The following is a 26,200-nucleotide window of genomic DNA, read 5'->3' on the forward strand; positions in this document are numbered from 1 at the left end:
AAATATTCTCTAACTTACAATCAAAAATTTCAAATCCAAAATAGTATTATGCTATAATGCTTTACTCAGACGTTTAGAACAGTATTTACATAATCTTATGGAGGAAACAAAACTAAAATTTGTTGATTTATTTGCTGGCATTGGAGGTTTTAGATTATCTTTTGAAAAAGCTGGATATGAGTGTGTTTTCTCCTGTGAGATTAATGAGGCTTGTAGACAAGTTTACTTTAATAACTTTGGAGATATACCTGCGGATGATATTAGAAATATAGATATACAAAGTTTACCTGATTTTGATGTTTTGACAGCAGGCTTTCCTTGCCAACCTTTTAGTATTTGTGGCAGAAGAAAAGGGTTTCAGGATACTAGAGGTACTCTATTTTTCCATATTTGCGAAATTATTGAACATATTAAGCCATCTGTTGTTGTACTTGAAAACGTTAAGCATATATTACATCATGATCAAGGAAGAACATTAGAAACTATATTATATTCCTTAGAAGATATAGGTTATGTGGTAAATTACGAAATACTCAACTCTAAAGATTTTGGTTTGCCACAAAATAGAGAAAGAGTAGTATTTGTTGCTACGAGAAATAGAAAATTTGATTTTAAGCTGCTCAAGAAAACTTATCCGTTTCCTACTCTCAAAGAATTTTTGTGTAATTCAGGAGATTTTGAGTACTTAAATCCTCAAGATTACACAATGATAGAGAACCCAAAACAACAAGCTTCTGGGTTAATTTTTGTAGGTTATCGTAATAAAAATATTTGGAAAACAGGTGTTAGGCCAAATACAGAACATTTATCTAGGGTGCATCATCAACCCAATAGAATATATTCTATTAAAGGTGTACATCCAACAATACCATCTCAAGAGACTTCAGGTAGATTTTTTATTTATATACCTGAAGAAAAAGCTGTGCGGAAATTAACTATTAGAGAGTGCTATAGAATTATGGGGTTCCCTAATAGTTTTAAAATTCATAGTAATTTAGGAGAGTGTTATAAGCAAATAGGTAATTCTGTTGCTATACCAGTCATGTATGAATTGGCGAATCAAATTAAGAAACAGTTTTTTCATGATTCAGAAACAAACGATAAAAATATTAGTCATAATAAAAGTTTTCATATTGAGCGACCTATTCAACTAGAATTACCTCTTTAATATTAAGAATGAATCATCGAGAAAAACTTTTAAAAGTTTATCAAGATATAGCTAAGGTTGAAATTAATCAAATTATTTTACCTGAAGAATATCAACATTATGTGACAGAAGTTGCGAGAAATTGCTTTAAACGAAAAGCTGCTCACACAGTATTAATAACTCTTTTGGTACATAAAATTTTACATCCATCTCAAGACATTCGCTATCATCAAGCTGAAATGATGGATGGTTTTTCTGGAAGAAGTATAGATACAAAATACATTACTCCGACATTAACCGAGTTAGGCTTACCTGCAATGGCTGAAAGTGGTTGGTTAACTCGTTCTTTTGAACAACCTTACCCTTACACATTAAGCTATAACGGAAACATAAGCCCTAAATCTTTAAAAATAGCCTTTCTAAATATTATCGATTTTGTGCAGACGCATCCTGAAAAAGCAGAAGATGTATTGAAATTGCTGCTGAAACTTATCAAATCAGCTAAGGATGATAACTTGGTTGAGATTGTTAAATTAACAAATCCAGAGAAGTTGTCAATACAAAATGTTATTAATGCTTTAGAGGAACATTTTAACCATAATTATACAACTGTAGGTGGTTCCAAACTACCAGTGATTGCTTTCTATGCTATTTATCAGATTCTAATTAAGGAAATATCTAGATATAGCTTCTGTAAGCTGGGCAAATTAGGTAGTCATACAGCTTCCGATAGAACTTCTAGGACTGCGGGAGACATTGAAATATTTAATCAAAATAATCATCTGGTTGAAGCGATAGAAGTAAAACATGGTCAAGAAATAACTTTACAAATTGTGTATCGTGCTAGGGAGAAGATAGTTAAATATAATCCTAGAAGATATTATATTTTTGCTGCAAAAGATGTTAAGCAATCAGAACAAGAAGAAATTAATAAATTGATTACACAAATTTCATCTGAACATGGTTGTCAGGTAATTTTGAATGGAATTATCCCGACAATAAAATATTATTTAAGATTAATCGAGTCAATCAGTGATTTTATTGAGGGCTACTCTCAGTTGATAGAGTCGGATAATGAACTACAAAAAATGCACAAAGAAAAGTGGAATGAAATTTTAGGCAGATTAATGAATGAAGAATAACAGAAATTCAGCTTGTTTACGCGGGATGAAAGTAATCGTAGATTTCCTGTGCTAGTCGTGGGCCGATTCCCGGAACTTCGGCGAGTTGAGCGGGTGTAGCTTGGCGGATATAATCGACTGAGCGAAAATGACCTAATAGTTGCTTTTGGCGATGATGTCCTAAGCCGGGGATTTCATCTAAACGCGATCGCTTTAGTTTATCACTGCGTTGTTGCCGATGGAAACTCACGGCAAACCGATGGGCTTCATCCCGTAACCTTCTAAGTAATTGGACTCCTGGTTGTTCTGCTTCGGTGGGTAAGGGTTGCGACTCTCCCGGTAAAAAAATCTCTTCGCGCTGTTTTGCCAAACTCACAACCCGCAAGTCTTCTAGTAAGTTCATTTCTTGCAACACGCCAACGACAGATGATAGCTGACCTTTACCGCCATCAATCATAATTAAATCAGGCCAGTCAGGATTACCAGCGCGTGGTAGTTGGGAATCTTCGCTATATTTCCGAAACCGCCGTTGAATGACTTCTGCTAAACTGGCAAAATCATCGGAATGTCCAATTGTGACGGTGGGATTTTTGATTTTGTAATGGCGATAATTTTGCTTGGCGGGTAAACCATCAATAAATACCACCTGAGAAGCAACCGCATTGGAACCTTGGATGTGGGAAATGTCGTAACCTTCAATGCGGTGGGGTAATTCTGGTAAGTCGAGAATATCAGCTAAATCTTGCATGGCTTGTGTATTGCGATCGCCCAATTTTTGCATTCTTTGTAATTCGTATTGGGCATTACGCTCGACCATCTCAATTAATTCTGCCTTGGTTTGGCGTTGAGGCGCAACAATTGTGACTTTTCTACCCTTCCTCTGAGTTAAAACATCCGCTAATATTTCTGTGTCGGGTAACTCATGCTGTACCAAAATCTCCGTCGGAATTTCCACCGCGTCAGCAGTTTGGTAATGTTCTTCTAAAACTCGTTGTAAAATTGCACCTGATTCAGCTTGTGCATCAGCCACAAACGCCAAGCGTCCGACTAATTGTCCAGCGCGAATTTGAAATAATTGAATGCAGGCGTGTTGTGTATCTGCGGCTAACGCTATGGCATCCCGCGAAACTGTATCATCTGGTAAGGATACTTTTTGATCTGCCGTCAGAGATTTTAACCCAGAAATTTGATCACGTATCCGTGCCGCCGATTCAAAGTTTAAAGCTTCGGCGGCTTTGTGCATTTGTTCGCTCAAAATATCAATTAATTCCTGAGTTCTACCTTGGAATACCATTGCTACTTTCTGCACAGTTTTGCGATATTCGGACGGGGAAATCAATTGTTGACAGACACCGGGACAACGCCCCATGTCATAATTCAAACAGGGACGGTCTTTAAATAAAGGTTGTGGTCGTTGTCGCAGAGAAAAGATGCGCTTACTAATGCGGAGGATTTCTCTTAATAAACCTGTATCTGTATAAGGGCCGTAGAACTTATCTTTTTCTTTACCTAGTTGACGTTTGCGTGTAATGAAGATGCGGGGATAGTCTTCTGACCAAGTGATGCAAACGTAAGGATATTTTTTATCATCTTTGAGCAGCACATTAAAGTATGGCTGGTGCTGCTTAATTAAGTTGGCTTCCAACGCCAAAGCTTCGGCTTCAGTGTCGGTGACAATAAACTCAATTTCTGTGACTTGTCTCGCCATTGTGGCGATGCGTTCGCTTTTTGTATAACCTTCACGAAAATAAGAACGCACACGCGATCGCAATTTCCGTGACTTACCTATATATATAATGCGATCGCTGCCATCCCGCATAAAATAAACACCGGGTTCCGGCGGGATTTCAGCTAATCGGTTTTCTAGACGCTCTGGATCTTTGACTAGTGGTAGGATTTGAGCAGATGTTGTCACAATTAAATTTTTGGTAATCTGACGCTTTTACCTACCTCTATTTTAGAGAATAAATTGGGCGTTGCGGAAAGTAGTGATGGTCAGCCCTCAGAGACAATACTATATTTTAGTATAAATACATACAACTAACCAAATCATTTATCAAACAGAATATGAATCAATAAGAGCTTGATCCTAAAAATCGCAATTAATAAAAGCTCTTATTTAATTTTTAGTCAAAAAAAATACTGATTCATAATATGAATCTAAAGAGCGAGGACGGGCATTTTTGTTTTTTTTATCAAGCTCTATATCAAATTTCTCCTGTATGGTAAAACCAACACTTTGAGCTAACTTATAAAATATTTCATCGCATTTTACCTTATAAATAACTTCTCTCGTACTGTATTTATAAAATATACTTTCCTTACCAATTACATATATAGCTACTCCCTTTGGCATCAAAACTCTATAAGTTTCTTCCAAAGCTTTTTTAAGACTCTGATAATATATAACTGTTGGAGTTGCCTTTATGTATCTAAGCTCATCTGATTTGAGCCAATTGTATAGTTCCACAACTTCACTTGGAACTGCATCTAACATCAGTTCATATCTATTCTTCATAGAACCAACACTCTTAACTTCAGCAGCCTCTATTTCATCATCTGACATTAAGTTAAGAGCTTTTATTGAGATGGCTTTACTTACTAAATAATTTTCCCTGCCTGATGAAGCTGGAAGATAAGGAGGAGATGTTAAAATAACGGAAACACTCGATGGTTGTAGGGGAATATTGGTTGCACTGTCACATATAATTTCTACATTCCCTAATGATAAATTGTAAGCCTTAATTAATGTCTGAGAAACAGAAATAGTTTTTATAAGAGACTTAAGATTAGCTGTAACCATTGAGGATATATCAGATTTGCCAATTTCTAGAGCAAAGCGGCCTACACCTGTTCCCATCATTCTAATATTAAATTTTCTGCTTAGTGCATCACTTAAGCAGATACTGACCACTAGCTTAGTATTTTCATCTTCGATATCTTGGATAATTCCTATCCAGTATGCAATTTCTTGTTCATATTTATTCTTCTCTTCAAGATTTCCTTTTTTCTCAAATTTTAGAGCAATCTTTTGAGGAAACGAGTAAATATTATCTGTTATATTTTTATCAAATAACGGATATTTATTTTTTTCTACTGTATCAATAATCTTCTTAATTTGTTCTATTTTAATATGTTGTACAAGCGTTGTTAATTTAGATTGAGATATTAAGCAAGAGAGCTTATCTATGTCTATGCCAATTGAGTCAAAATTGAGTAGAGAAGCCTCGACCAAAGCTGTTCCACTGCCAACAAAAGGATCAATGATTTTTACTTTACCATCTTTTGTTCGAGGGGCTTGTTTAGCAATAGACACAAGAAATGACCGAATCATTCGAGGAAAAAACTTAGCTTTATACTTATGCAAATTATGTACATAAGGAGTTGATGTGTTCCTCCGAATGAGAGATTTATACCAATTTGATTTAGTATTTTTTTCACAAGACGCTATTGTTTTAACTAATTCATTAATGTCATTTTCTGATACTAGTTTTGTCGGAGAGTTAGTCAAAATTTCGCCTGCTGCCATAAGAGGAAGCATAACTATCATTTCGGTGTTCGATTGCTTGCATTTAATCCACCAAGAGGCAGGAGGAAGCTGTATCAAATCCATACAATCATAAGGACACCAAATTTCCTGGATAAAACTTAATTGCTTTACTATTTCAACAATCGGAGTATCCATTTCCCTGACAACATAACCAATAATTCCATCTTCACGAATATAGATTTGAGCGCAGGATGGAGGAAGGTTAATGTGTTTAGGTAACTCTTGTGAATTATAAATTGGAATTGAAACTTTAAAGAATGATTTAAGTTCCCTTTCTGCCAAAAAAATATCAGATTCAACGAAAATATTGTTTCTAAGTTTACAAAATAGAATTGTCATATAAAAATATATTTATTTCATAATAGGAGCGAACAAGCTTTCAATCCATTCATCACGTGCTACCAAATCCGTAAGAGATATAATTCCATCGAACAAATTATACAGTTCTTGGTCTTCTGGTAGATCACCAATTTTTTTTGCTTTTTTAGTTGTATCAAGAGTCCAAACAATATCTTTTAGAGGTTCAAGATACTCACCAAAATGTCGATAGGCATGAATGTTAGAAATCAGTCCTATTTTGTAATTCCACTCTTTAATATTTGGTTTTCCTTCTGCGCCCAATTTGATTACTTGATAAATGCCTTTTTTGATATCATCTGTTCTATCCATCCCTACACTTGTTTTTGAGTCGGATATTGACTCAGGACTCTGACCCTCACCTTTTTTCCCAGTAGGCCATTGTGATGGTCTCGGAGAAGGAACTCCACAAGCATTAGTAAGCCAAAAAATACTCTTACGATCTTTAGGATAATACGCATTAAAAGCACTAATCCAGAAATTAACGTAACATAAAAAGAAGTCTGGTGAATTATTAAGCAATGAGATAAGACCTCGAAACCCCCAATTTTTATCTTGTATATCGTGCCTTTTCCCAATTGGGTAATAATTTTCCGACCATTCACCATCACTTTCTTGTTTAGGTATAAATATTTCTAAAGGCAGATCAAAAAAACTAGTGTTATCTACAGTACCAAAACCTCTCTCAACAGCTTCTCCCTCCTCTTCATCAGTAAGAATTTGAGAAATCACGGAAATAGGAGGTGTCAGCAATGGAGATGCTTTAACTTCAGCAAAAAGTATTGATTTTATACTCCTATTAACAATTATTATATCTACTGGCTCCCGTCCCCTACGAACCTCTTCATCGTAATTTAAATATCTAAAAATAGTTTGAATAAATATCACAAGTAATTTAGCGGTAGCTGTGCCAATTTTTCCTGATAGTGGTTTTTGAGAAGGATGAAAGTGAAATTCATTTTTTAAAGCTGAACGTGGGCAACAGTTAGTGTAATGGAAGAAAATACGAGGCTGCCTACCTGGACTGTAAAGCCATTTACTATGCGTAACAGCACAATAATATTCTGCTGCTATGAGTAGATCAAAAGCAGCAGCTAATAAAAGTCCTTTTCTGATAGCTAAGTTTGTAGAATGTTCAAAGCAGCGTTGAATAAGAAGGTCGCATAATTCTTGCTGAACTGGAGCATCTGGAGAAGGACGCTCACTTTTTTGTAAACTATTTTCTATCCATTCATCTGAAAGAATTGCCAAATTATACCTCTCATTTAAGCTTTAGATAGCCCCTAATAATGACAAAGTTAGTCAAATCATTTCTTAATAACAGCTAAACTAGTTTAGCGCCAATTGTGCATTTCGGATTAAATTTACTCAAAGTAGAAGTTATTGGATATTAGTTTAAATTTGCTCAATAACGCAAGATGTATTTTCACAATTTAATCTCTTCCGTGAAAATAGTTGATAATCGCAACTCTGACTGACAAAGATTGAGATAAATTCGCGCGACTTGATCTAAGGGATTTTGTTGTAAACAATCTTGAAAATGTTGGGCGGCTAAGGTAAATTGTTGGGTTTGGTAAAGCTTAAGGGCAGTGTTAAATAATTCGGTGGTTGCTAGTTTACCTTGGCGGATTTCAGGAACATCGGCGGTAAATACTTCATGGACGGTGACGGCTGTGATTTTACCTTTGACTTTTACTTGTCCAACTATGCGAATATCAGAGCGATCGCAATTTTTCAACCGTTGAAATGTTTGGTCTGTAATTAATAGTGGTGTGTTAAAGGTTTTGGTTAAGCCTTCTATTCTTGAGGCTAAATTTACCGCATCACTAATGACTGTGCCATCCATGCGATTAAAGCCGCCGACTGTGCCTAAAATCAGGGAACCAGTGTTAATCCCAATACCAATTTGAATTGGGGTTTGACCTTGAGTTTGCCGTTCTTGATTGTAAGTGACTAAAGCTTGTAACATCGCAATGCCGGCTTGCACTGCATCATCAGCATTACCAGCAAATAAAGCCATAATCGCATCGCCAATATATTTATCAATAAAACCATTATGTTGAATAATTATTGGTTCCATACAACTCAAATATGAGTTGATAAATTGAAAGTTTTCGGCGGGGGTTAACGTTTCTGATAAAGTGGTGAATGAGCGAATATCGGTAAATAAAACTGACATTTCCTGTTGGACTTGATCACCCAACTGCACATCAACAATGCTTTGTTTGTTCAGGAATTGCAGAAATTGACGGGGAACAAAGCGTTCGTAGGCTTGGTTTAAGGCGGCTAAGTCGGTGTATAAACGGGCGTTTTCCAGAGAAATTGCTGCTTGCGTTGAAAGTAAGTTAAGTAACTCTAAACGATCAGGGGTGAATGCGCCTGTGGTCAAGTTATTTTCTAAATAGATGATACCAGTGAGTTTGCCTTGATTAATTAAAGGCGCACATAAAAGCGATCGCGGTTGAAATTGGCGAATATAAGGATCACGGATAAACTCACCTTTGCGCGTGGCATCATTCAACACTACACTTGTTTTAGTGCGGATGACATAATTGACAATTGCCACAGACAGCATTGAACTATTTTCTATCGGCAATGATTTTAAGACTTGAATGTTATTTTTTTCAACTGTACCTTGGGCTTCAATTAAAAACTTGCCTTTAGTTTCTAATAGTAAACATCCCTGTTGCGCTCCGGCATTTTCCATTAAAATTTGCATTAAATTAGTCAGCAGTTTATCTAGCTGAATTTCTCCTGATAAAGCTTGGGAAGCTTTCATCACTGTGACTAAATCCAGGGAAGCAGAACCACTGGTACTTGTAACACTACTAGCGTTGGTACTTTTAGTAGAAAGATGAGGACTAGTAATTCTTTCTAACTTGCGGCTTAATAATTGGGGATATTGATTTTCTAGATGTTTAACTTTTGCAGTTGCGCCCCATTGTAAATAAAGATAAGCAGCATCCTGCATATATCCTTGGGCAACTTTCTGTTTATTTTGGGCGAGATAAAACTTGGCTGCAAGTTCATTGGCTAACGCCGCTTCGTTAGGATAGTTGTTTTCTTGAGCTAAATTAATGGCACGATCATAACAAGCGATCGCTTCTGCTGTTTCATCATGGACTCGATGCCATTCTGCTTCGACTAAGGCTAATTTATGGCTGTAATTACTCGGTGCAGACTGCGCCCAAGTTTTTAGCTTTTTGATATTGGCTGTAACTTGTTTGAGGAATGTTTGCCGTTCTGTTAAGTTGCTATTTGTTACTAAGGCTAACCGCACTAAAGAATCATAAAAATAAAACCAACCAATGATAAATAACGCCACTACAGCATCTATATAAGGAATTGCTAGTTCGGCATTTTGCCAAGCAGTTTGGTAATCTTCAAACCAATAATTCAATGTCAATAAATGAGTGTAGACAGTAAAAGTTGCTGTGCGGTAATTTGTCTCAATGTGTAGGTGTAAGCTGGTTGTGATATTGTAAAATTCCCCTACCAACTCACAGGGATTGGCATTTTTACCCTGCAAATTAGCGATCGCCTGCCGATAAATTTTAATTAAATCTAAAACTGGCTTTTTCTTAAACTTCTGAATTACTTCTAAATAATTAGCTAAACTTTGATCTACTTCTTTTAAATCTTGACCACAAAAATAACTATGACTGGTGCCAACATTTGCCGAAAAAGACGCATACTCTGTATCCCCGGTATCTCGGCCTACTTGAAAAGCAATTTGCAATGCAGGTAAGGTATTAGCAATTGGTTCTCGCCAGTGACGCACAAAACTATTCACCACAAACAATACTCTAGCTTGCATATTTTTGGCATTGAAGCGTTCTATTAGTTTTAATGCCAACTCACCAAACTCATATCCTCCTGTTAAATCTCCGACAACGCCACACAAAATCAAGCCGTAAGTAGCGTAAGCAAAAGCTGACTCTGGCGTATTGCCATGTATGGCGGAAAGTTCCACTTGTTTAAACACAGTTAAAGGAAATAAGTTTGGCGCTGCTAAATAAGTTGAAGAAGCAATACTAGATAAAATATGAATTGCAGCTAACTTAGTCGGATTAGTTAGTTGAGGTAAATCAGCTAAATTTTGTACTTGTCTACCAGCTAAGGCGAGTTTTGTTTTTAATAGTCCCAACAAAATTTGCAATTGTCCAGGATTAGCTGCTAAAGGGATTCCCAAAAGTTTGAGAACTTGCAAACCTAATTTTACGGCTGTTAATAATTCATCTCTGGCGACAAGAGATTGAATTTTAATGGCATAAACTTGGACTTGATCAATTGTGGTTTGAGTGTGACGTAACACCACCTCAATTAATTCATCCATATATTCAAACGCCCCAGCCAAATAAGCAGCTTCTACAGTCGCTTCGTGCAGAGATAAAGTCAGAGAATATTGCTGTTGCCAACTTGTTGCTGTTAAACAATTAATTCCTGTTTTTAAATATTGCAAAGCAGGTTCGTAGGCGGCGGAAGCTTTTGCTTTGTTTCCGGCTGTTAAGTTTAACTGGGCTAATTGTTGTCGCTGTTGTGCATCTGTAATTAATTCCCAACCGAAATTTAATTGGTTAACAATGTCAAAAATCTTTTCTTCTTGTTCTGCAATAGTAATATTCTGCAATAACAATTGCCCAATTTGCAGATGCACTGCTTGTTTTTCTCTGGGAGGAATGAGTGAATAGGCTGCTTGTTGGACGCGATCGTGTAAGAATTTATAGACGATATCTAAATTTGTTAAGTTGGCGGCAACTTCGCGATCGCCTACTTGTAATAATTGATAGTCGTTACCTTGGGGAAAAATTAGCCCCATTTCTACCGCTTCCCATAACTCGGCGGCTGTTTCTGGTAGAGATTTTTCTTGGACAATGGCTAATGTTTTTAAATCAAATTGATTGCCAATACAAGATGCTAACTGTAAAACTTGCTGAGAATTAATTGGCAGTTTTTGAATTTTACCTGCCATTAATTCCACAACATTATCGGTAATTTGCGCCGCCTGAATTTGGCTGAGTTGCCAATCCCATTCCCGGCGCAGCACATCAAATTGCAGCAATCCTTCTGTATACAGCGACTTGAGAAACTCATTCATAAAGAAAGGATTGCCGTTGGTTTTTTGCTGTAATAATTGTGCCAGGGGAGTTAATTTATCCCAATCATGACTATTGAATGTATCACTCAGCAGTGCATGAATTTGCGGCAATTCTAAGGGTGTTAAGGCAATTTCATTAATTGTGACCCCGGCTGTTGTTAAAGTAGCGATCGCACTCCGCAAAGGATGAGTTGCATCTACTTCATGATCTCGATACGCCCCGATCAGCAATAAGTATTTACTATCTAACTGACTCATCAATAATTCAATTAACTGTAAAGATGCAACATCCGCCCACTGCAAATCATCCAAAAAAATGACTATAGGATGTTCTTTTTGAGTAAAAACAGTAATAAAGTTTTGTAATACTAAATTAAAGCGGTTCTCAGCTTCTTGGGGTAGTAATTCTACTACAGGCGGTTGCTTACCAATAATCAGTTCTACTTCGGAAATGACATCAATAATAACTTGACCATTGTCACCCAAAGCAGTTAATAATTTTTCCCGCCAAATATTGATTTCTGTTTCTGTTGCCGTTAATAGTTGACGAATTAAAGCTGTGAAGGCTTGAATTAAGGAACTGTAGGGAATATTACGTTGAAATTGGTCAAACTTTCCTGAGATGAAATATCCCCGTTTTTGCGTAATTGGTTTGTAAATCTCCTGCACTAAAGCTGATTTACCAATTCCAGAGTAACCGGCAATCAACATCACTTCGCTTTGTCCACGACTAGCCCGTTCAAAAGCTATTAATAAGTCGGTAACTTCTTGTTCCCTACCGTAAAGTTTTTGGGAAATTTGAAATCTATCAGAACTATCTTTTTTTCCTAGTTCAAAGGGTGAAATTGCTCCTGTTGTTGTCAATAAATCTAAGCATTGTTGTAAATCTGCTTGTAAACCAAAGGCGCTTTGATATCTTTCTTCCGCAGTCTTTTCGAGTAATTTCATCACTAATTGCGAAATAACTACCGGAATTGCCGAATTAATTTTATGGGGCGGAATCGCTTGTTTGGCAATATGACTGTGGACAAGTTCTACAGGATCTTCGCTAATAAAGGGTAATTGTTGCGTCAGCAGTTCGTAAAACGTCACCCCCAAAGAATAAAAATCACTGCGATAATCAATCGCCCGATTCATTCTTCCTGTTTGTTCTGGCGAAATATAAGCCAAGGTTCCTTCTAAAATATTTAGGTTCAGTACAGTCGGATTTTCTTTCGACAACAGCGTTGCAATCCCAAAATCAATAATTTTGGTTTGGCGCGTTTGGGGATTTAGCAAAATATTGCCAGGATTAATATCTTTATGAATAATTTGTTGCTGGTGAATTGCACCTAAAGCTGCTGCTACTTGAATTGCAATGTGCAGAAAATTTTCCAGCGCCAAGGGATTTTGAGTTAGCCAACTCCGCAGAGGTTGTCCACCAAAATCTTCTAAAACTAAGACTAAGGTATTTTGATATTTTTCGATGCTGTAAGCTTGGATAATTCCCGGAACCTGAAAGCGGCGTGTCAGTTCGTATTCGAGTTTAAACCGAGCGATCGCTTCTGGGGTAGGATATTCCTCCCGCAATAATTTCAGCACGACTGGTTGGCGATCGGACTCTCGGTATCCCTGATACACCTGAGAACGAGGGCTATCATACAGTTCTCTTAAAATTTTGTACCCTTCCAGTGCGATCATAAATTGCTCAAGCATCAGAGCTATGTTTGTCAGCCTCACCAGTATAGTTTGGACGCTTTTAAAAGTGGTAAGATTACGTAATAGTTTTTTGTTAACAATGTAAAAAACTCAGTGTAGCGATCGCACTGAGCTAAAATAACAATCTTTAAGTTTTGGGTAATTACCCTAAGTTAAGCTTAACTTTCAGTATTCATTAATCATCCTTCTCGCCGCTTTCATTGCCGTAAACCGGACGACAAATGTAGGTAGGATAGTTATACCCACTTGATGGATATCTTGATTGACCGCCTGAAGGTTGTCCACCGTATGTTGGCTGACTATCTGATGTTGTTCCAGTACCTTGTCCACCAGATAATAACTGCTGTTCTGCTGTTGATAAGTCAACAACTAAATTAGATGTAATGAATTTATTTGACATAATTTTTTACCTCACTTAAGTTTATAGGTATATAAAACCTATGCCTTTATTATTAGTTGTTTTGTCTTTTAATAAATTATTCTTTAGTCGTAGCTTTTTATTTGCTAACTCATTCTTTAGGATTAAAAATATTTAAAAAGCCAGTAAAAGCTCATAAATTAAATTACCATACTCCCGACCCCTTAAAGAAGTTATAAATATGAAAATGTTGATGATTTTTAGGATATGGTTTACGCCACAATTGATAATTAACACGACTTCCATTTATCGGAGCTAAGTCAATAAGGTTCGGTTAAGATCCCCCGCCTACGGCGCTTTCAAGGGCAGGCTTTTTTTATTAGACAAATTTTTGGGCTTTTAAAACCAAAATTATTGTCTGAACAGTTAAAACTACGTTTCATAATTGAGAATATTCTCAACTATTTATCGAAGGTTTAAAAACCTGCCCTTGAAAGCGCCTACGGCGACCCCCTTTTTAAGGCAGGACTGTTTCATTCTCAAAAGAAAAATGGTTGAATCAGGATGATAACAGTATTAAATCAGGGTGCTAATGACTACCAGCTTAATCACAGAACTCAAAAAAGTACCAGATTTTCGGACTCAACAGGGGCAAAGATATGCTCTGTGGCTGGTGTTGTTGTTTGTCATCATGGGAACAATGAGTGGATGTAAAGGATATCGAAGTTTAGGAGATTTTGTCAAACGTCATAAAAACTGTCTAGCAGAAGTACTGTCGATACCTCTATCAAGAGTTCCCTCATATTCAACGATTCGACGTGTAATGATGCGGGTGAATTTTGAGGCGTTGACACAAATATTTAACAATTGGGCAAATCAATACGTACAACTAGATGAATCGGAATGGTTAGCAATAGATGGAAAAAGTATCAAATCGACAGTGACAGATTATAGTCAGGCTTACCAATCATTTATTAGTATAGTTTCGTTATTTAGTAGTAAAAAAGGACTGAGTGTTGGGTTGCAACCAATGAATAATAAGCAAACCAGCGAAATCACCACAGTACAAAATTTGATTGCAGCATTAGATTTAAACGGTGTCGTTTTTAGTTTTGATGCACTTCACTGTCAAAAAAAACTGTGAAACAAATCATAGATAGTGGCAATGATTATGTCATCGCCGTCAAAGCAAACCAGCCTCATCTCTACAATCAGATCCGAAAAAATATCAAACTGTCCCCACCAACCAGTACCAATACAACTATAGAGCGAGTTAGCGATCGCCTGACTCAACGTCGAGTTAGTGTGTTTGACAACTTGGAAAATATTTCAACTGACTGGGTTGGGTTAAAATCTCTTGTTCGAGTTGAACGATTTGGGACTCGTGCTGGCAAACCTTATCAGGAAACCGCCTACTATATTAGTTCGCTGGCTCTTCCCGCATCGGATTTTGCCCAAGGTATTCGTGGTCATTGGGGTATTGAAAATCGATTGCATTGGATTAAGGATGTTGTTTTTGATGAAGACTCTTCCCAAATGATTGATGGCTATGCTGCTGCTAACTTCTCAATTGTCCGCAGTTTTGTGATTAACCTCTTGCGTCACAATGGTTTTGATTCCCTCACCAGAGCAATACGGCATTGCGCCCATGATATTAAATTACTTTTTTCCTTTTTAGAATGAAACAGTCCTGCCTTGGAAAGGGGGTAAAAGATGATTTTCAGCCCCCCTTTTTTAAGGGGGGTTTGGGGGGATATCAAAATACTAAAACGTTAACCAAACTGTATTGGAAGCTAAGTACAAAATATGTAAATTACAAATTACAAATTAGTCAATTATCTTAAAAAGATAAAAACTTCAAATGTTCTCCTTGTTGAGAGAGAAATGTTTCAAGCGTTCCTTGTAACTGCACTTGACCTTTATCTAACATCACAATCCAGTCAGCACGATGAACAACACTAGGGCGATGAGTAATCAAAATTGTGGTTTTACCTTTGCGGGATGCTAACAACTGATCTAACACTTGTGCTTCGCTTACAGGGTCAAGTCCGGCTGTAGCTTCGTCTAAGATTAGTATAGGTGGATTGGTGAGAATACCTCTAGCGATCGCTAATCTTTGGCGTTGTCCCCCAGAAAGATTTGCACCAAATTCTCCTAATACAGTTTGATAATTATTCGGTAATTGACTAATAAAATTATCTGCATCCGCAATCTGGCAAGCTTTGACAATTTCCTCAAAGGAAATATAGGGAGTCCCTAAGCGAAAATTATCCACAATTGAACGACTCCAAAAATGTGGTTCTTGCGGTACATAAACTACTTGTTGGCGTAAACAATCCAGCGCAATATCTTGAATGTTATAAAAACCAATGCGGATATTTCCTGAATTTAACTCATACAAACCCGCAATGAGTTTTGCTAAAGAACTTTTTCCACAACCTGATTTACCAATTAAAGCAATCACATTACCACCAGGAAGTTTTAACGAAAATTCTTCTAATAAATCAACTCTCCCCGCATGATGAAAAGTGACTTGAGAAAACCGAATATCAGCATCAGCCGGGATTTGCACAGTTGGTTTTTGACTTCCACCAATGACTTCTGGTGTTGCTTCAATTACTTCTAAAAGCCGAGACACGGCAGTTTGCGATCGGAAATATTCATCTCCAAATCCAACCAAAGAGTTAATTAAATTAAAAACATTGACTTGTAAAACATTAAAAGCCAAGATTTGACCAATGCTTAACTGTCCTTGAATCACTAAAATACTACCCAAACCTAATAAAACTACTCCACCAATAGTAGAAATTAATCTTGCAACAGTTCCGTTAATAATCCCAATTTGAATAGTGCTAAAAGTTAAATGTGCCAACCGACCAAAACGGCTTTGAAATTCATCCCAAAATTGAGGAGCAGCATTCGTCGTTTTAATTACCTGTGCGCCTTTAAACGTTTCTACTAACACACCTTGATTTTCTGCCCCCAAAACCAACAAACTGCGAGTTTTTTGCTGAAGAATTGGCAAAAAAGGTAAAGTAGATACAGTCATTAATAAAGCAACTACGATAACTGCCAATGTGAGAGTCCAACTATAAAACAGCATGATGCTGAAAGAAATTACTGCAATAAAAAACTGACTGGGTAATAAAATGACGATTTGCGATACTAACTGATTAATTTCATCAATATCGCGCAATCGACTAGAAATTTCCCCACTGCGGCGCGATTCATAATAACTCAAAGGTAACTGAAGAATTTTTCGAGCAAATTCCATTACCAATCCTAATTGCAAGCGTTGACCAAAATGAGCAATCATCATTGACTGTACAGCCTGCAAACTACTACTAAATAAGCTGGTAATCACAACGGCTGAGATAATTACAACTAGTAATTGAGTATCTCCTCTCACTAAAACATCATCTGTTAAAAGTTGTAGTAAAACCGGACTACCAAGCGCCAACACACCTAAAACAATATTAATGAGTAATACCTGACTTAATAAATTTCGATAAGGCAATACACGCTGAAAAAACCTACCAAAACCCTGCTTTGGTTCTTCTTGAAACTGCACAAAAAACCGCGTTAAATCAGGCTCTAGTAAGAGCATCACCCCATTCCAAGCAATAGCTAATTCTTCGCGGCTAATATAACGTAAGCCTGTAGCCGGATCACCAATTACATACTTTTTCCCCCGCTTACCGTACAGCACAACCCAGTGATAACCATGCCAATGGATAATGGCGGGTAAGTGGATTTCTGTAATTCTATCCATAATTGCCGGTGCAGCTTTAACGGCTCTAGCATTAAATCCCAACGTCTCAGAACCGCGTTTTAATCCGAGTAAAGTTGTGCCTAACTGTCCAGTTCCTACCGCTTCTCGGCTTTTACTCATACTCAAGAAGCGTCCGTAATGTTTGCAAATTGAAACTAAACAAGCAGCGCCACAATCTTCTTCACTGGATTGTAAAACACACTCGTATTTTTTTTGGTGTTTAAATTTGAATAGACCAAACATGATTGTTAAAAATGGGGAGTTGGGAGTGGAGAGTGGGGAGTAGTATTTTTCTTTCCTTTCAGACTTCAGACTTCACACTTCAGACTTCTCTCAAATATCTGCAATTAATCTGGCTTTTCGCAGAATGAATTGCATAACAGTTTCTTGGCGAGAAATAATATCAGCGCGTCCTTCCATTCCCGGTTTGAGATGACACTGGCGATCGCCCCTCCCAACAGATAAAGTTTGCGGTACAATTGTCACTTCATAAGCTGGTGGTGTTTGCACAGTCGGTAATGTAGCGTTTTTCTCCACAGCTAAAGCGTCGGGTGCAACTGTGGTCACAGTACCCTTGAGTGTGCCGTAATCTGGATAAGGACAAGCAGAAACCTGCATCTGTACTTGTTGATTTGGTTTTACCTTATCGATATCTTGCGCGGGAACTCTGGCTTTGATTTGTAATGTTGCATCTAAAGGTGCAATCTGCGCGATCGCTTCACTGGGTTGGACAACTTGTCCAGGGTTGCGTAAATTAAATTGCAACAAAATTCCATCACTCGGTGCGCGAATCACCGTTTTATTTAAATCATTTTCGGTTTGTTGCAGTTCTTTTTGCGTTCTATCTACTTGCTTTTGAAATTCTAGGCGCTGCTGGAGTAAAGTTTCTCTTTCTTTTTTCAACGCCGCTAAATCTGCTTGTTTCTTCGCCTGTTCTTGCTGAATGCGTGCAAGTGCAACAGCTACAGGCGAATCCGTCGGATTAATAGCAGTTTTCGCCTTGATTAAGTTTGTTTGGGCAACTGTGAGGGCTTGGGCTTTTTCTTCTAAACTATTTTTAGCATTGGCTTTGGCTTGTTCTAACTTCGTTTCGGCTGCTTTGACTGCCAATTGTTTTTCTTCTAGGCTATTTTTCGCGTTTTCTTGAGCTTGTGCGAGTTTCGCTTTTGCCGAAATCACCGCTTGTTCTTTTTCTTCCACAAGATTTTTCGTATTGGCTTTGGCTTCTGCTAACCTAGCTTCCGCAGATTTGACGGCTTGAATTTTTTCCTCAAATAAATTGAGTGAAACGGCTCCTAGTGCGACTATTGGTTGTAGGCGATCGCGTTGTAACTTGGCCATTTGCAAAGCGGCTTCGGCTTCTTGCACAGTAATTGTTAAAAGTTGCTCTTGTAATAATCTATCTTTTTGTTTTTGCGCTATATTCAAGGCGGTTTCTGCTTCCTGCACCGTTGATTGGAATAATTTTTCGCGCTGCAAGCGATCGCGTTGGACTCTGGCTAATGTCAAGGCGGCTTCGGTTTCTTGTACAGTCGTAGTTAGGAGTTTTTCGCGCCGTAATCTGTCTTTTTGTAATTTTGCGATCGTTAACGCCGATTCTGCTTGTGTCATTTCCGCTAAAGCTTTAATTCGCTGGTCTTGATAGTTGCGTTCAGTCCCACTTAAATCTGCTTGCGCCGCTAAAATCGTCTGGTTCATTAATTCAGTTTGCGCCGCCAGTTGCATATTAATTTGACTTAGTTGTGCATCAATTTGACTCAGTTGTAATTTACTTTTTTGAATTGTATTTTGTAGCTGACTTTTTTGATTCTGAAGCCGTCCATCATCCAGGTAGGCGATCGCTTGTCCTTGTTTGATTATTTGATTATCTGTCGCCTCAATTTTCTCCACAGTTCCAGTAATCGCCGACTCCACAACTTTAAGTTCCCCTAAAGGTCGAATTGTTGCCGGAACTTTAACTGTGACATTGTATTTGAGAATCGCAGATAAAGTTACTCCCAGCACAAAAATACTAATCATTACACTCCCAGCAACACCAATCCATTTACCAATGCTGGGAAGAAATTCATTGACATCAAATACAGGGAGTTGTTCTGGATTCAGGTCATTAAAACTATTATCAGCATAGTTTTCCTGAGCGCGTAAGAAATTCACTGTACTGCACCTTATTTGAGAAATTTATATGTAGAACTATCAAAAGTTAGACAAAATAACGGGGATTTTGCCTGACAAAACTAGCGAAATACCAAGCAAATTGTAGAGTTTGCCTCTGAGGCGATCGCTTTGAGCCATTATTTTATTAATTACCTTTCTCAAAGACAGAAAACATCATCCCCAATAATCTTTTATAATTAGTTATGGGGGACGAGAAAAGTGTGTGACAAGCAAGCACAACCATAACTTTTCTCATATCTCTAACGTCGGCAACGCAGAGAGAAAACAGAGGAGAAGACTCGACTCCCTCAAAGACCTCACTTACGTTGAGCGAGTAATAACTATCTCCTCTCCCCTCTTCTTAATTTGGTCAAAATCATTGACAAAAGTAAGGAGTAATGAATAAGAAGTAATGAGTAAGGAATTTACTTATTACTCACTACTTATTACTCATTACTTAATATTTATGGTGTACCTCACTTACTTCAAAAGTGCTGTAACTACAGTTAAGAGAATAGTAGGTTGGGTGTAGCGATAGCGTAACCCAACATTCTCAAGACTCTGTTGGGTTCCGTTCCTCCACCCAACCTACACCAGAATTGCTTTTTAGTCTTAACTGAACTGTATTGTGCTATAACCACAGCATCGCTGCTAATGGCTGTGTCATATTCAACCTTTGAGCAAGTTAGATTCTGCAATACTATGTGAATTATTCAAAAAATTGCAAATCAGTAGAAGTTGATGGTTTTATTATTTCTACATCCTACTTCTAGCCAATATTGCAGTTGGCAAAACCACTACCAGCCAACTCAAATTCTATACTACTAGCAACTAATTCCTGTCGTTGATTTGATAACTCAATCAACAACTTTGATAAAAATATTGGATGTGACATGATTGTTAGCCTCACTTAAGTCTGGTGGATTGACCACCTAAGTACCCAACTATAAGCACTGTTTTTCAGGAAATCATAAATCTACAGATAGAAATCACAACTTTAGTTTTACTACTAGCAGCAGATATAAAAAAATCTTTTATGTGTTCCAGATATCCTAGTATTCTCCGAGTAACAATAGTGAATCTTGCGGAATAATTCTATTTTTTTAGCTAATAAAGTTTAGTTAGCTAATAATAGTTGCACTAATACAAAAGCTAGACCAGCACTACCTAAAGGGACGGTTAAATTATCAACACCCAAAAAGGAAATAGCTTCTAAACCAGTAGCGGCGATCGCCACAGCCAATGATACCACCCAAATCTGCCAGATATTTCCCTGCACACCCAGCAAAATCAAACTACTCACGATGTAGCTGACTAAGGTCATTGTTAAAGAGCCTTCCCAGCTTTTACTTGCCCCAAAAACTTTATACTTATGTTGACCAAAACGTTGACCAACTAACGCTGCTAAACCATCTCCCCAAGTCATTACCATAATGCCAATTGCAGCGTATTGGGGTTGTTGCAAATACCAGAAGCACCCAACTAAAATGCCAAAACTCACAGCATAAAAAAACGTTCCTAAACTTTGGCGACCCACACTGTTAATCCCCGGCAGAATTGGCAATCGATAAGATAACAAGGTCACAATACTCGCTACAATCGAAGCTGTAATGCCTACACTCGCCGGAATATCTAGCCACCAAGCCAGTAAAATCACATTACCAGTGCCAATATGCACGATTTTTCTAACTATTTCTGAATCATCAGTAAAGCGACTTACCACCCATGAAACTAGGAGGATAAGCAACACCCAAACTGCAACTATGGTAATTTGCAGCCACAAAGTTGGAATTGACGTTAAAGCAGGAATCAGAGTTAACAAGGATCTTACACACTAGACAGTTTTTACCCTTGTTTCTAATTTATAAGATTTGGGCAGCAGGAATGAAAATATTATTTATTTGGTTAATTCGGGGTTACAGAATGTTTATCTCGCCGTTGTTTCCCCCTACTTGTCGCTTTCAGCCAACTTGTTCTATGTATGCCATTCAAGCAATTGAGAGGTTTGGAGTAGTGCGCGGTGGTTGGATGGCTACTCGCCGCATCTTGCGTTGTCATCCATTTCATCCTGGCGGTTACGACCCAGTACCAGAAATTGCACCATCCGACATAAAACAGCAAGATTGTTGTGGTCACACTCAATTGAAGTCTGAAAATGAAACTCAACCAGAACCGCGAAATCACTAAAAAACCTTTTGCTTTCATCCGCAATCTCTACAGCTTTCCCACTAAAGTAGTAAATTGCCTGGTGAGGAAAAAAGTAGAAACTAGCTTGATTTATCAATGCTTGCGGATGAATAAACATTGCATTTGCGTACTTTTACTTTCGTATTTGTTCAGTAATTATTCCTTTAAAAATCACTTGCAATAATTAAGGTTGATGATTGGATTTCCAGTGTATATACATAAGTTTTGTAATGAGTTTTTATTAAATGCTTTCAATATAAAAAATCGAACAAGTTACTAAAATAAACTGGACGCATTCATAGCCAATCTTTTACAAATGGATTCATGATTCTAAAAAGGCAAGCTATGAAAAGTTCATTGTTCACTAAATTACTCGCTGCAACAACTTTAGTAACTGGTTTGTGGGTATCTGCTACACCAGCAAATGCGGTTAACATCCAAAGCAGAAATGAAGCCCCGGCTGATTTTAAAGATAATATCCAAGACTTTAAAGATTTCGTGGGTAAAGAATCTCGTTACTTAGCACCTGAGACAATTGGAGCGCATAAAGTTGATTTATCTCAACTGACACTGAAATATGCTCACGACACTAAAGTATTCTTTATTGGTGAAACTGCTGGTGGTTATCGCAACCGTTTAGATTTTAAAGCCACTTCTGGTAATACTGTCACCACAGGCAAAATCTTCGGCGATACATCTTGTAGCACCAAAGATAGTGCTTTTCAAAATTTTAACGAGTTTTGTGCAAATCCTAACAATGCTTTAGCTAATAAAACCCAACAAGACAGCCCATTAAATATTGGTGACTGGGTTAGCTTAGGTAAATTCCAAGCTGGTACTACACTTGATTTCTTATTGCATTCTAATGATATCAATGGTGGTATCTCCGGCAAAAACCAACAAGGGCAAACTGTTAAAGGCGTATTTGGCTTAAATGAAGCTACTAACCCAGATGGTTTGCAGCACGTAATGACTTATGTGTACAAAAACTTCTTGGTTTTAGGTTATGAAGATTTATGGGGTGGCGGCGATAAAGATTATAATGATGTCGTTTTTGCCGTAGATATTGGTTCTAAAAATGCTTCTGCATTAACAGGTGTGAGTGTTCCAGAACCTTCCGCAACCTTAGCCTTAGTTGGTATCGGTGCAATTGGTGTACTCAACACTCGTCGCCGTTCTTTGAAAAAAGCTAACAGCTAGTACCGCTACGCGAAAGTCGAAAAGAGCTTCAATTCTTCACAATCATTTTTCCAATCGGTATAAGCCAATAACTTGATGCCCATATCAAGGGCGCATCTATCAATATCGATTTACAAGTTGACAATTTCACTACCGTTTCAGGGTCAGTCAATAACCTTTTTGTTCTAAGCTATCAAAAGATACTGAATTTTTTGCGTACTTTTTCAAATATTTTCGTATCTGCCAGTATACAATCCAAGCGATCGCTTCACCAAGTCAGAGAAAGCGATCGCTTATTTTCATTAAGCTTGTCCGCACCATCAAACCCCAGTTTCTTTCTTGATATCAACTGACATTTCAGCAGTCATTGACTAGCCAGCACTTCACATAAATCAACTTTTTTCAAGTTAACTTGTGACAAGTCAACATCACTGAGATTAGCTTTGTACAAGATGGTTTTATGAAGCTCGGCATAACTCAAGTCGGCTTGGCTCAAGTTAGCTCCTGTGAGGTTTGCGCCTTTAAGATTGGCTCCTGCTAAGTTAGCACCACAGAGGTTGGCGTAACTCAAATCTGCACCACTTAAATCTGCGCCACTGAGGTCAGCATTGTGTAAATTAGCTAAACGTAGGTCTGATTTTTGTAGAGATGCTTTGTGTAAGTCTACGTTACTCAAGTTGGCGCGAATTAAGTTAGCTGCTTTGAGGTTTGTCCAAATTAGTCTGGCACCACTGAAGTTAGTTCGCCAAAGACAAGATAATGCCAAGTTTGCTTCTATGAGGTTGGCACCACTTAAATTGGAATGAGATAAAGTGACATTTACTAAGCTGGCGCTACCTAAGTTAATCCCAGCTAAACATACTTCACTCAGATTAACTGAATGCAGGCAAACCTGTGTGAAATTTCTCTCTCCTGTCTGATAGCGCCTGAGAAGTTCATCAGTGTCCATACAGCCTGCCTTCCAAATGATCATTTACTTAACTCGATTTAGTGGAATTAATTGGTTAACAAATGTACGCATGAACTGACTTTGCAGTGAAAGTCTGAGGGCAAATGCTTGACTGGATGTGAATTGCTTTGTACAACCATCTGTAAAGAAATATAACAAAATCGTTACAAAAGTACAACAAATTCTCAGTTATGCGTTGATAGTTCCTGTTTATAGGAGGGATATAGCAGTCCGATTTGATTTTTGAACAAATACATGTAGGGACGAACTTACGTCCGTCCCTAGTGGAAATTTTTGAGATTTCTGGCAAATTTCGTTAACGCAAACAGCGAATCGCCACTAATAGGCCTCTGGCTTTATTTAGCGTCTCTTCATATTCTTTTTCTGGTTCAGAGTCGGCGACCAAACCTGCACCAGCTTGCACACTGACAATGTTATCTTTGACTACCATTGTGCGAATTGCGATCGCACTATTTAATTGTCCTTCAAAATCATAATAGCCATACACACCCGAATAAACACCCCGGCGACTTGGTTCTAGTTCGTTAATAATTTCCATCGCCCGAATTTTGGGTGCGCCGCTAACTGTCCCCGCCGGGAAGCAAGCTTTCATTAAATCCCAAGCGTTTTTATGGCTGGCTAATTTACCTACCACATTACTCACAATGTGCATCACATGAGAGTAACGCTCAACAACCATCAATTCATCGACTTTCACGCTACCGCTTTGGCAAACTCGCCCTAAATCATTCCGCCCCAAGTCAACCAACATAACGTGTTCGGCAATTTCCTTGGGGTCTTGTAGTAAATCTTCTGCAAAGGCGATGTCTTCTTTGGTGGTTTTCCCCCTTGGCCTTGTACCCGCAATGGGACGGACTGTGGCGATAATTCCCTCATCTGGGTCACGTTCAGCTTTCACCATGACTTCGGGGCTGGAACCAATAATTTGCCAGTCCTGAAAGTGAAAATAAGCCATGTAAGGCGAAGGATTAATTTGGCGCAGCGAACGGTAAAGGGCAAAGGGGTCGCCTGTGTATTCTGTGGCGAGTCGCTGGGAAATGACAACTTGGAAGATATCGCCTGCTTTGATATATTCTTTTGCCTTTTGGACGTTGGCGCAGAATTCGGTTTTTGTGAAGTTGCTGGTGTATGCTAATTCTTTATTTTCTACTGGCTGATTACCTGGGGGTGTCCATTCCAGGATAGTTTTTTGCGGTGACAGTGGTAGAGATAACTTACTGACCAAATTAGTCACGCGATCGCCTGCTTTTTGATAAGCTGCTTGTAAATCTACATTCGGGTCGCGTAAATCAGCATAGGCGATCGCCCAAATTTTTCGCTTTACCTGGTCAAAAATTAACAGTTGGTCTACCTGCATCCATAACCCATCGGGAATGTTGCGTTCATCTGGGGGATGGACGGGAACACGCGGTTCAATCCAACGAATCAATTCATAACCCCAAAACCCAAATAATCCCCCAATTCCTGGTGGTAATTGGGGTAGTTTTACTGGCTGATAAGGCTCAAGACATTGGGCTAAAGCTGTAAAAGGATCACCTGTAAACACAGCTTGTGAACCATCACGGTGTGTTTGGGTGGTTGTCTCTCCTCTCGCTTCTAGCACCCACAAAGGATCACAACCTACAAAACTATAGCGTCCGATTTTTTCACCGCCTTCCACCGATTCCAACAAAAAGCTGTAAGGTTGTCCAGCACAAACTTTGTACCATGCAGAGACAGGTGTATCTAAATCAGCCACCCATTCTTGATACACCGGGACAAAGTTACCTTGTGAAGCTAATTGAGAAAAATCAGAGAAATCGGGAAAAATCATAGGTTACTACAGAGATTGAGTATCAGGGATGAGGGACTGAGGAGGTAAAAGCATCAAGGCTAAAGGATGAAAAAACTTATTTCACACTTTACACTACATACTTCATACTTCCTCTGTCCCTGCTAGTCCCTAGGCATCGTAGGTAGCTGTACCACTAAATTTCAGTTTTGATGGCTCAGGATTTTCGCCAATCCTACGAGCTACGTGGCGTACTTTTTCGCGGCCTTGGTTAACTTTTTCAGGGAAGACACCATCTGCTGGGTGAATGAAGGTGGTTTCTCCGCTAGGCAAAATCCGATAAATTTTGTAGTCGGTGATTTTGAACTTACGGAGTTGACCGCCCAAAGCAATGCCGTACTCTTTACGAGCTAAGTAAAGCAAGTTTTCGCCTTGGTGCATGGTAGCTGCGCCACCTGTAGGTAATTCAAACACCTGAGCCTTGGGGCTTGTCCAAGTGATAGCGTACTTTTCTTCCTCTTTTGCTTTGGTGAGCAAACCGCCAGTACTACCGGCGAACAGTGGGGTTTTTCCAGAAAGTGTTTCTGCCATAAAGCATTCTCTCAAGGTTTTTAGGGCATCGTAACACCGCCATCACGATCATATTGCGATCGCGTCATAGTCTGTAACAGTTTTTAGTTTAAAGCCAAAAGTCCATAATCTATAGTCCTGCAATTTGTCAAATTCACTTTTTACCAAAAAACCGTGAATGATCATCAACAAAAAATGAAAATAGCCCAAAAACTGAAATTTGGACTATACAAAACTTTACATGATTGATTGAATTTTGTTGATAGTG

Annotated in this window: 16 protein-coding genes and 1 pseudogene; 5 read left to right on the plus strand and 12 right to left on the minus strand. The window is 38.3% G+C overall.

What is annotated here, in order from left to right; all coding sequences use genetic code 11:
* Positions 1 to 97 precede the first annotated feature (97 nt).
* Together dcm and H6G28_RS36630 are read left to right on the plus strand one after the other, a co-directional pair.
* A complete protein-coding gene (dcm, locus tag H6G28_RS36625) occupies positions 98 to 1,168 on the plus strand; it encodes a DNA cytosine methyltransferase (RefSeq protein WP_190668311.1) in 1,071 nt (356 codons plus the stop codon).
* Positions 1,169 to 1,176: 8 nt separating this feature from the next.
* Positions 1,177 to 2,289, plus strand: a complete 1,113-nt coding sequence (locus H6G28_RS36630) for a hypothetical protein (RefSeq protein WP_190668314.1) — start codon at positions 1,177 to 1,179, stop codon at positions 2,287 to 2,289.
* Between the two features lie 16 nt (positions 2,290 to 2,305).
* Here H6G28_RS36630 and uvrC read toward each other — a convergent pair whose 3' ends face one another.
* From uvrC to H6G28_RS01230, 5 genes are all read right to left on the minus strand, one after another.
* Entirely contained in the window at positions 2,306 to 4,183 is a 1,878-nt protein-coding gene (gene uvrC, locus H6G28_RS01210) for an excinuclease ABC subunit UvrC (protein WP_190668317.1), read from the minus strand.
* A gap of 204 nt (positions 4,184 to 4,387) precedes the next feature.
* Positions 4,388 to 6,157: a TRM11 family methyltransferase gene (locus H6G28_RS01215; protein WP_190668319.1), complete on the minus strand. Its 1,770-nt coding sequence runs from the start codon at positions 6,155 to 6,157 to the stop codon at positions 4,388 to 4,390.
* A 12-nt stretch (positions 6,158 to 6,169) separates the two neighbouring features.
* A complete protein-coding gene (locus H6G28_RS01220; protein WP_199332751.1) occupies positions 6,170 to 7,426 on the minus strand; it encodes a hypothetical protein in 1,257 nt (418 codons plus the stop codon).
* A 175-nt stretch (positions 7,427 to 7,601) separates the two neighbouring features.
* A complete protein-coding gene (locus tag H6G28_RS01225) occupies positions 7,602 to 12,968 on the minus strand; it encodes an AAA family ATPase (protein WP_242054426.1) in 5,367 nt (1,788 codons plus the stop codon).
* A gap of 178 nt (positions 12,969 to 13,146) precedes the next feature.
* Positions 13,147 to 13,371 carry a hypothetical protein gene (locus H6G28_RS01230; protein ID WP_190588215.1) on the minus strand — a complete coding sequence of 75 codons (225 nt, stop codon included), beginning with the start codon at positions 13,369 to 13,371 and terminating at the stop codon, positions 13,147 to 13,149.
* A gap of 550 nt (positions 13,372 to 13,921) precedes the next feature.
* Between H6G28_RS01230 and H6G28_RS36635 the strand changes: the two are divergent.
* Positions 13,922 to 15,012, plus strand: a pseudogene (locus tag H6G28_RS36635) (ISAs1 family transposase).
* A gap of 157 nt (positions 15,013 to 15,169) precedes the next feature.
* On the opposite strand, the gene H6G28_RS01245 reads toward H6G28_RS36635, so the two are convergent.
* The 4 genes from H6G28_RS01245 to H6G28_RS01255 all read right to left on the minus strand — a co-directional run bounded on the left by H6G28_RS01245 (position 15,170) and on the right by H6G28_RS01255 (position 21,077).
* Positions 15,170 to 17,344, minus strand: coding sequence for a peptidase domain-containing ABC transporter (locus tag H6G28_RS01245; protein ID WP_190668328.1), 2,175 nt, complete (start codon positions 17,342 to 17,344; stop codon positions 15,170 to 15,172).
* A 90-nt stretch (positions 17,345 to 17,434) separates the two neighbouring features.
* A complete protein-coding gene (locus H6G28_RS01250; protein WP_313949880.1) occupies positions 17,435 to 19,255 on the minus strand; it encodes a beta-barrel domain-containing protein in 1,821 nt (606 codons plus the stop codon).
* Positions 19,256 to 20,024: 769 nt separating this feature from the next.
* The gene (locus H6G28_RS37240; protein ID WP_277877196.1) at positions 20,025 to 20,150 is read right to left on the minus strand and encodes a hypothetical protein; all 126 of its coding nucleotides are present in this window, start codon (positions 20,148 to 20,150) and stop codon (positions 20,025 to 20,027) included.
* 222 nt (positions 20,151 to 20,372) lie between these two features.
* Positions 20,373 to 21,077: a diacylglycerol/polyprenol kinase family protein gene (locus H6G28_RS01255; RefSeq protein WP_190588114.1), complete on the minus strand. Its 705-nt coding sequence runs from the start codon at positions 21,075 to 21,077 to the stop codon at positions 20,373 to 20,375.
* 62 nt (positions 21,078 to 21,139) lie between these two features.
* Between H6G28_RS01255 and yidD the strand changes: the two genes are divergently transcribed.
* Positions 21,140 to 21,442, plus strand: a complete 303-nt coding sequence (gene yidD, locus H6G28_RS01260) for a membrane protein insertion efficiency factor YidD (RefSeq protein WP_190588115.1) — start codon at positions 21,140 to 21,142, stop codon at positions 21,440 to 21,442.
* A gap of 345 nt (positions 21,443 to 21,787) precedes the next feature.
* Positions 21,788 to 22,642: a DUF4114 domain-containing protein gene (locus H6G28_RS01265; protein ID WP_190588116.1), complete on the plus strand. Its 855-nt coding sequence runs from the start codon at positions 21,788 to 21,790 to the stop codon at positions 22,640 to 22,642.
* 343 nt (positions 22,643 to 22,985) lie between these two features.
* Here H6G28_RS01265 and H6G28_RS01270 read toward each other — a convergent pair whose 3' ends face one another.
* The 3 genes from H6G28_RS01270 to psaD form a co-directional block, all read right to left on the minus strand.
* Positions 22,986 to 23,570 carry a pentapeptide repeat-containing protein gene (locus tag H6G28_RS01270; RefSeq protein WP_190588117.1) on the minus strand — a complete coding sequence of 195 codons (585 nt, stop codon included), beginning with the start codon at positions 23,568 to 23,570 and terminating at the stop codon, positions 22,986 to 22,988.
* 316 nt (positions 23,571 to 23,886) lie between these two features.
* Positions 23,887 to 25,404, minus strand: a complete 1,518-nt coding sequence (gene trpE / locus H6G28_RS01275; protein ID WP_190588118.1) for an anthranilate synthase component I — start codon at positions 25,402 to 25,404, stop codon at positions 23,887 to 23,889.
* A gap of 129 nt (positions 25,405 to 25,533) precedes the next feature.
* Positions 25,534 to 25,953 (minus strand): photosystem I reaction center subunit II PsaD, encoded by a 420-nt coding sequence (psaD, locus tag H6G28_RS01280; protein ID WP_190588119.1) that lies wholly within the window; start codon positions 25,951 to 25,953, stop codon positions 25,534 to 25,536.
* Positions 25,954 to 26,200: the final 247 nt, after the last annotated feature.

It is taken from the genome of Nostoc sp. FACHB-190, assembly GCF_014696905.1.
In the GTDB taxonomy this organism is placed as follows: Bacteria; Cyanobacteriota; Cyanobacteriia; order Cyanobacteriales; family Nostocaceae; genus Nostoc_B.

Coding starts and splice junctions, on each gene's coding strand:
- H6G28_RS01230 (WP_190588215.1), bottom strand. CDS start 13,371: ATGTCAAATAAATTCATTACATCTAATTTAGTTGTTGACTTATCAACA.
- H6G28_RS01245 (WP_190668328.1), bottom strand. CDS start 17,344: ATGTTTGGTCTATTCAAATTTAAACACCAAAAAAAATACGAGTGTGTT.
- yidD (WP_190588115.1), top strand. CDS start 21,140: ATGAAAATATTATTTATTTGGTTAATTCGGGGTTACAGAATGTTTATC.
- H6G28_RS01225 (WP_242054426.1), bottom strand. CDS start 12,968: ATGCTTGAGCAATTTATGATCGCACTGGAAGGGTACAAAATTTTAAGA.
- dcm (WP_190668311.1), top strand. CDS start 98: ATGGAGGAAACAAAACTAAAATTTGTTGATTTATTTGCTGGCATTGGA.
- trpE (WP_190588118.1), bottom strand. CDS start 25,404: ATGATTTTTCCCGATTTCTCTGATTTTTCTCAATTAGCTTCACAAGGT.
- H6G28_RS01215 (WP_190668319.1), bottom strand. CDS start 6,157: ATGACAATTCTATTTTGTAAACTTAGAAACAATATTTTCGTTGAATCT.
- H6G28_RS01270 (WP_190588117.1), bottom strand. CDS start 23,570: ATGGACACTGATGAACTTCTCAGGCGCTATCAGACAGGAGAGAGAAAT.
- psaD (WP_190588119.1), bottom strand. CDS start 25,953: ATGGCAGAAACACTTTCTGGAAAAACCCCACTGTTCGCCGGTAGTACT.
- H6G28_RS36630 (WP_190668314.1), top strand. CDS start 1,177: ATGAATCATCGAGAAAAACTTTTAAAAGTTTATCAAGATATAGCTAAG.
- H6G28_RS37240 (WP_277877196.1), bottom strand. CDS start 20,150: ATGTCACATCCAATATTTTTATCAAAGTTGTTGATTGAGTTATCAAAT.
- H6G28_RS01265 (WP_190588116.1), top strand. CDS start 21,788: ATGAAAAGTTCATTGTTCACTAAATTACTCGCTGCAACAACTTTAGTA.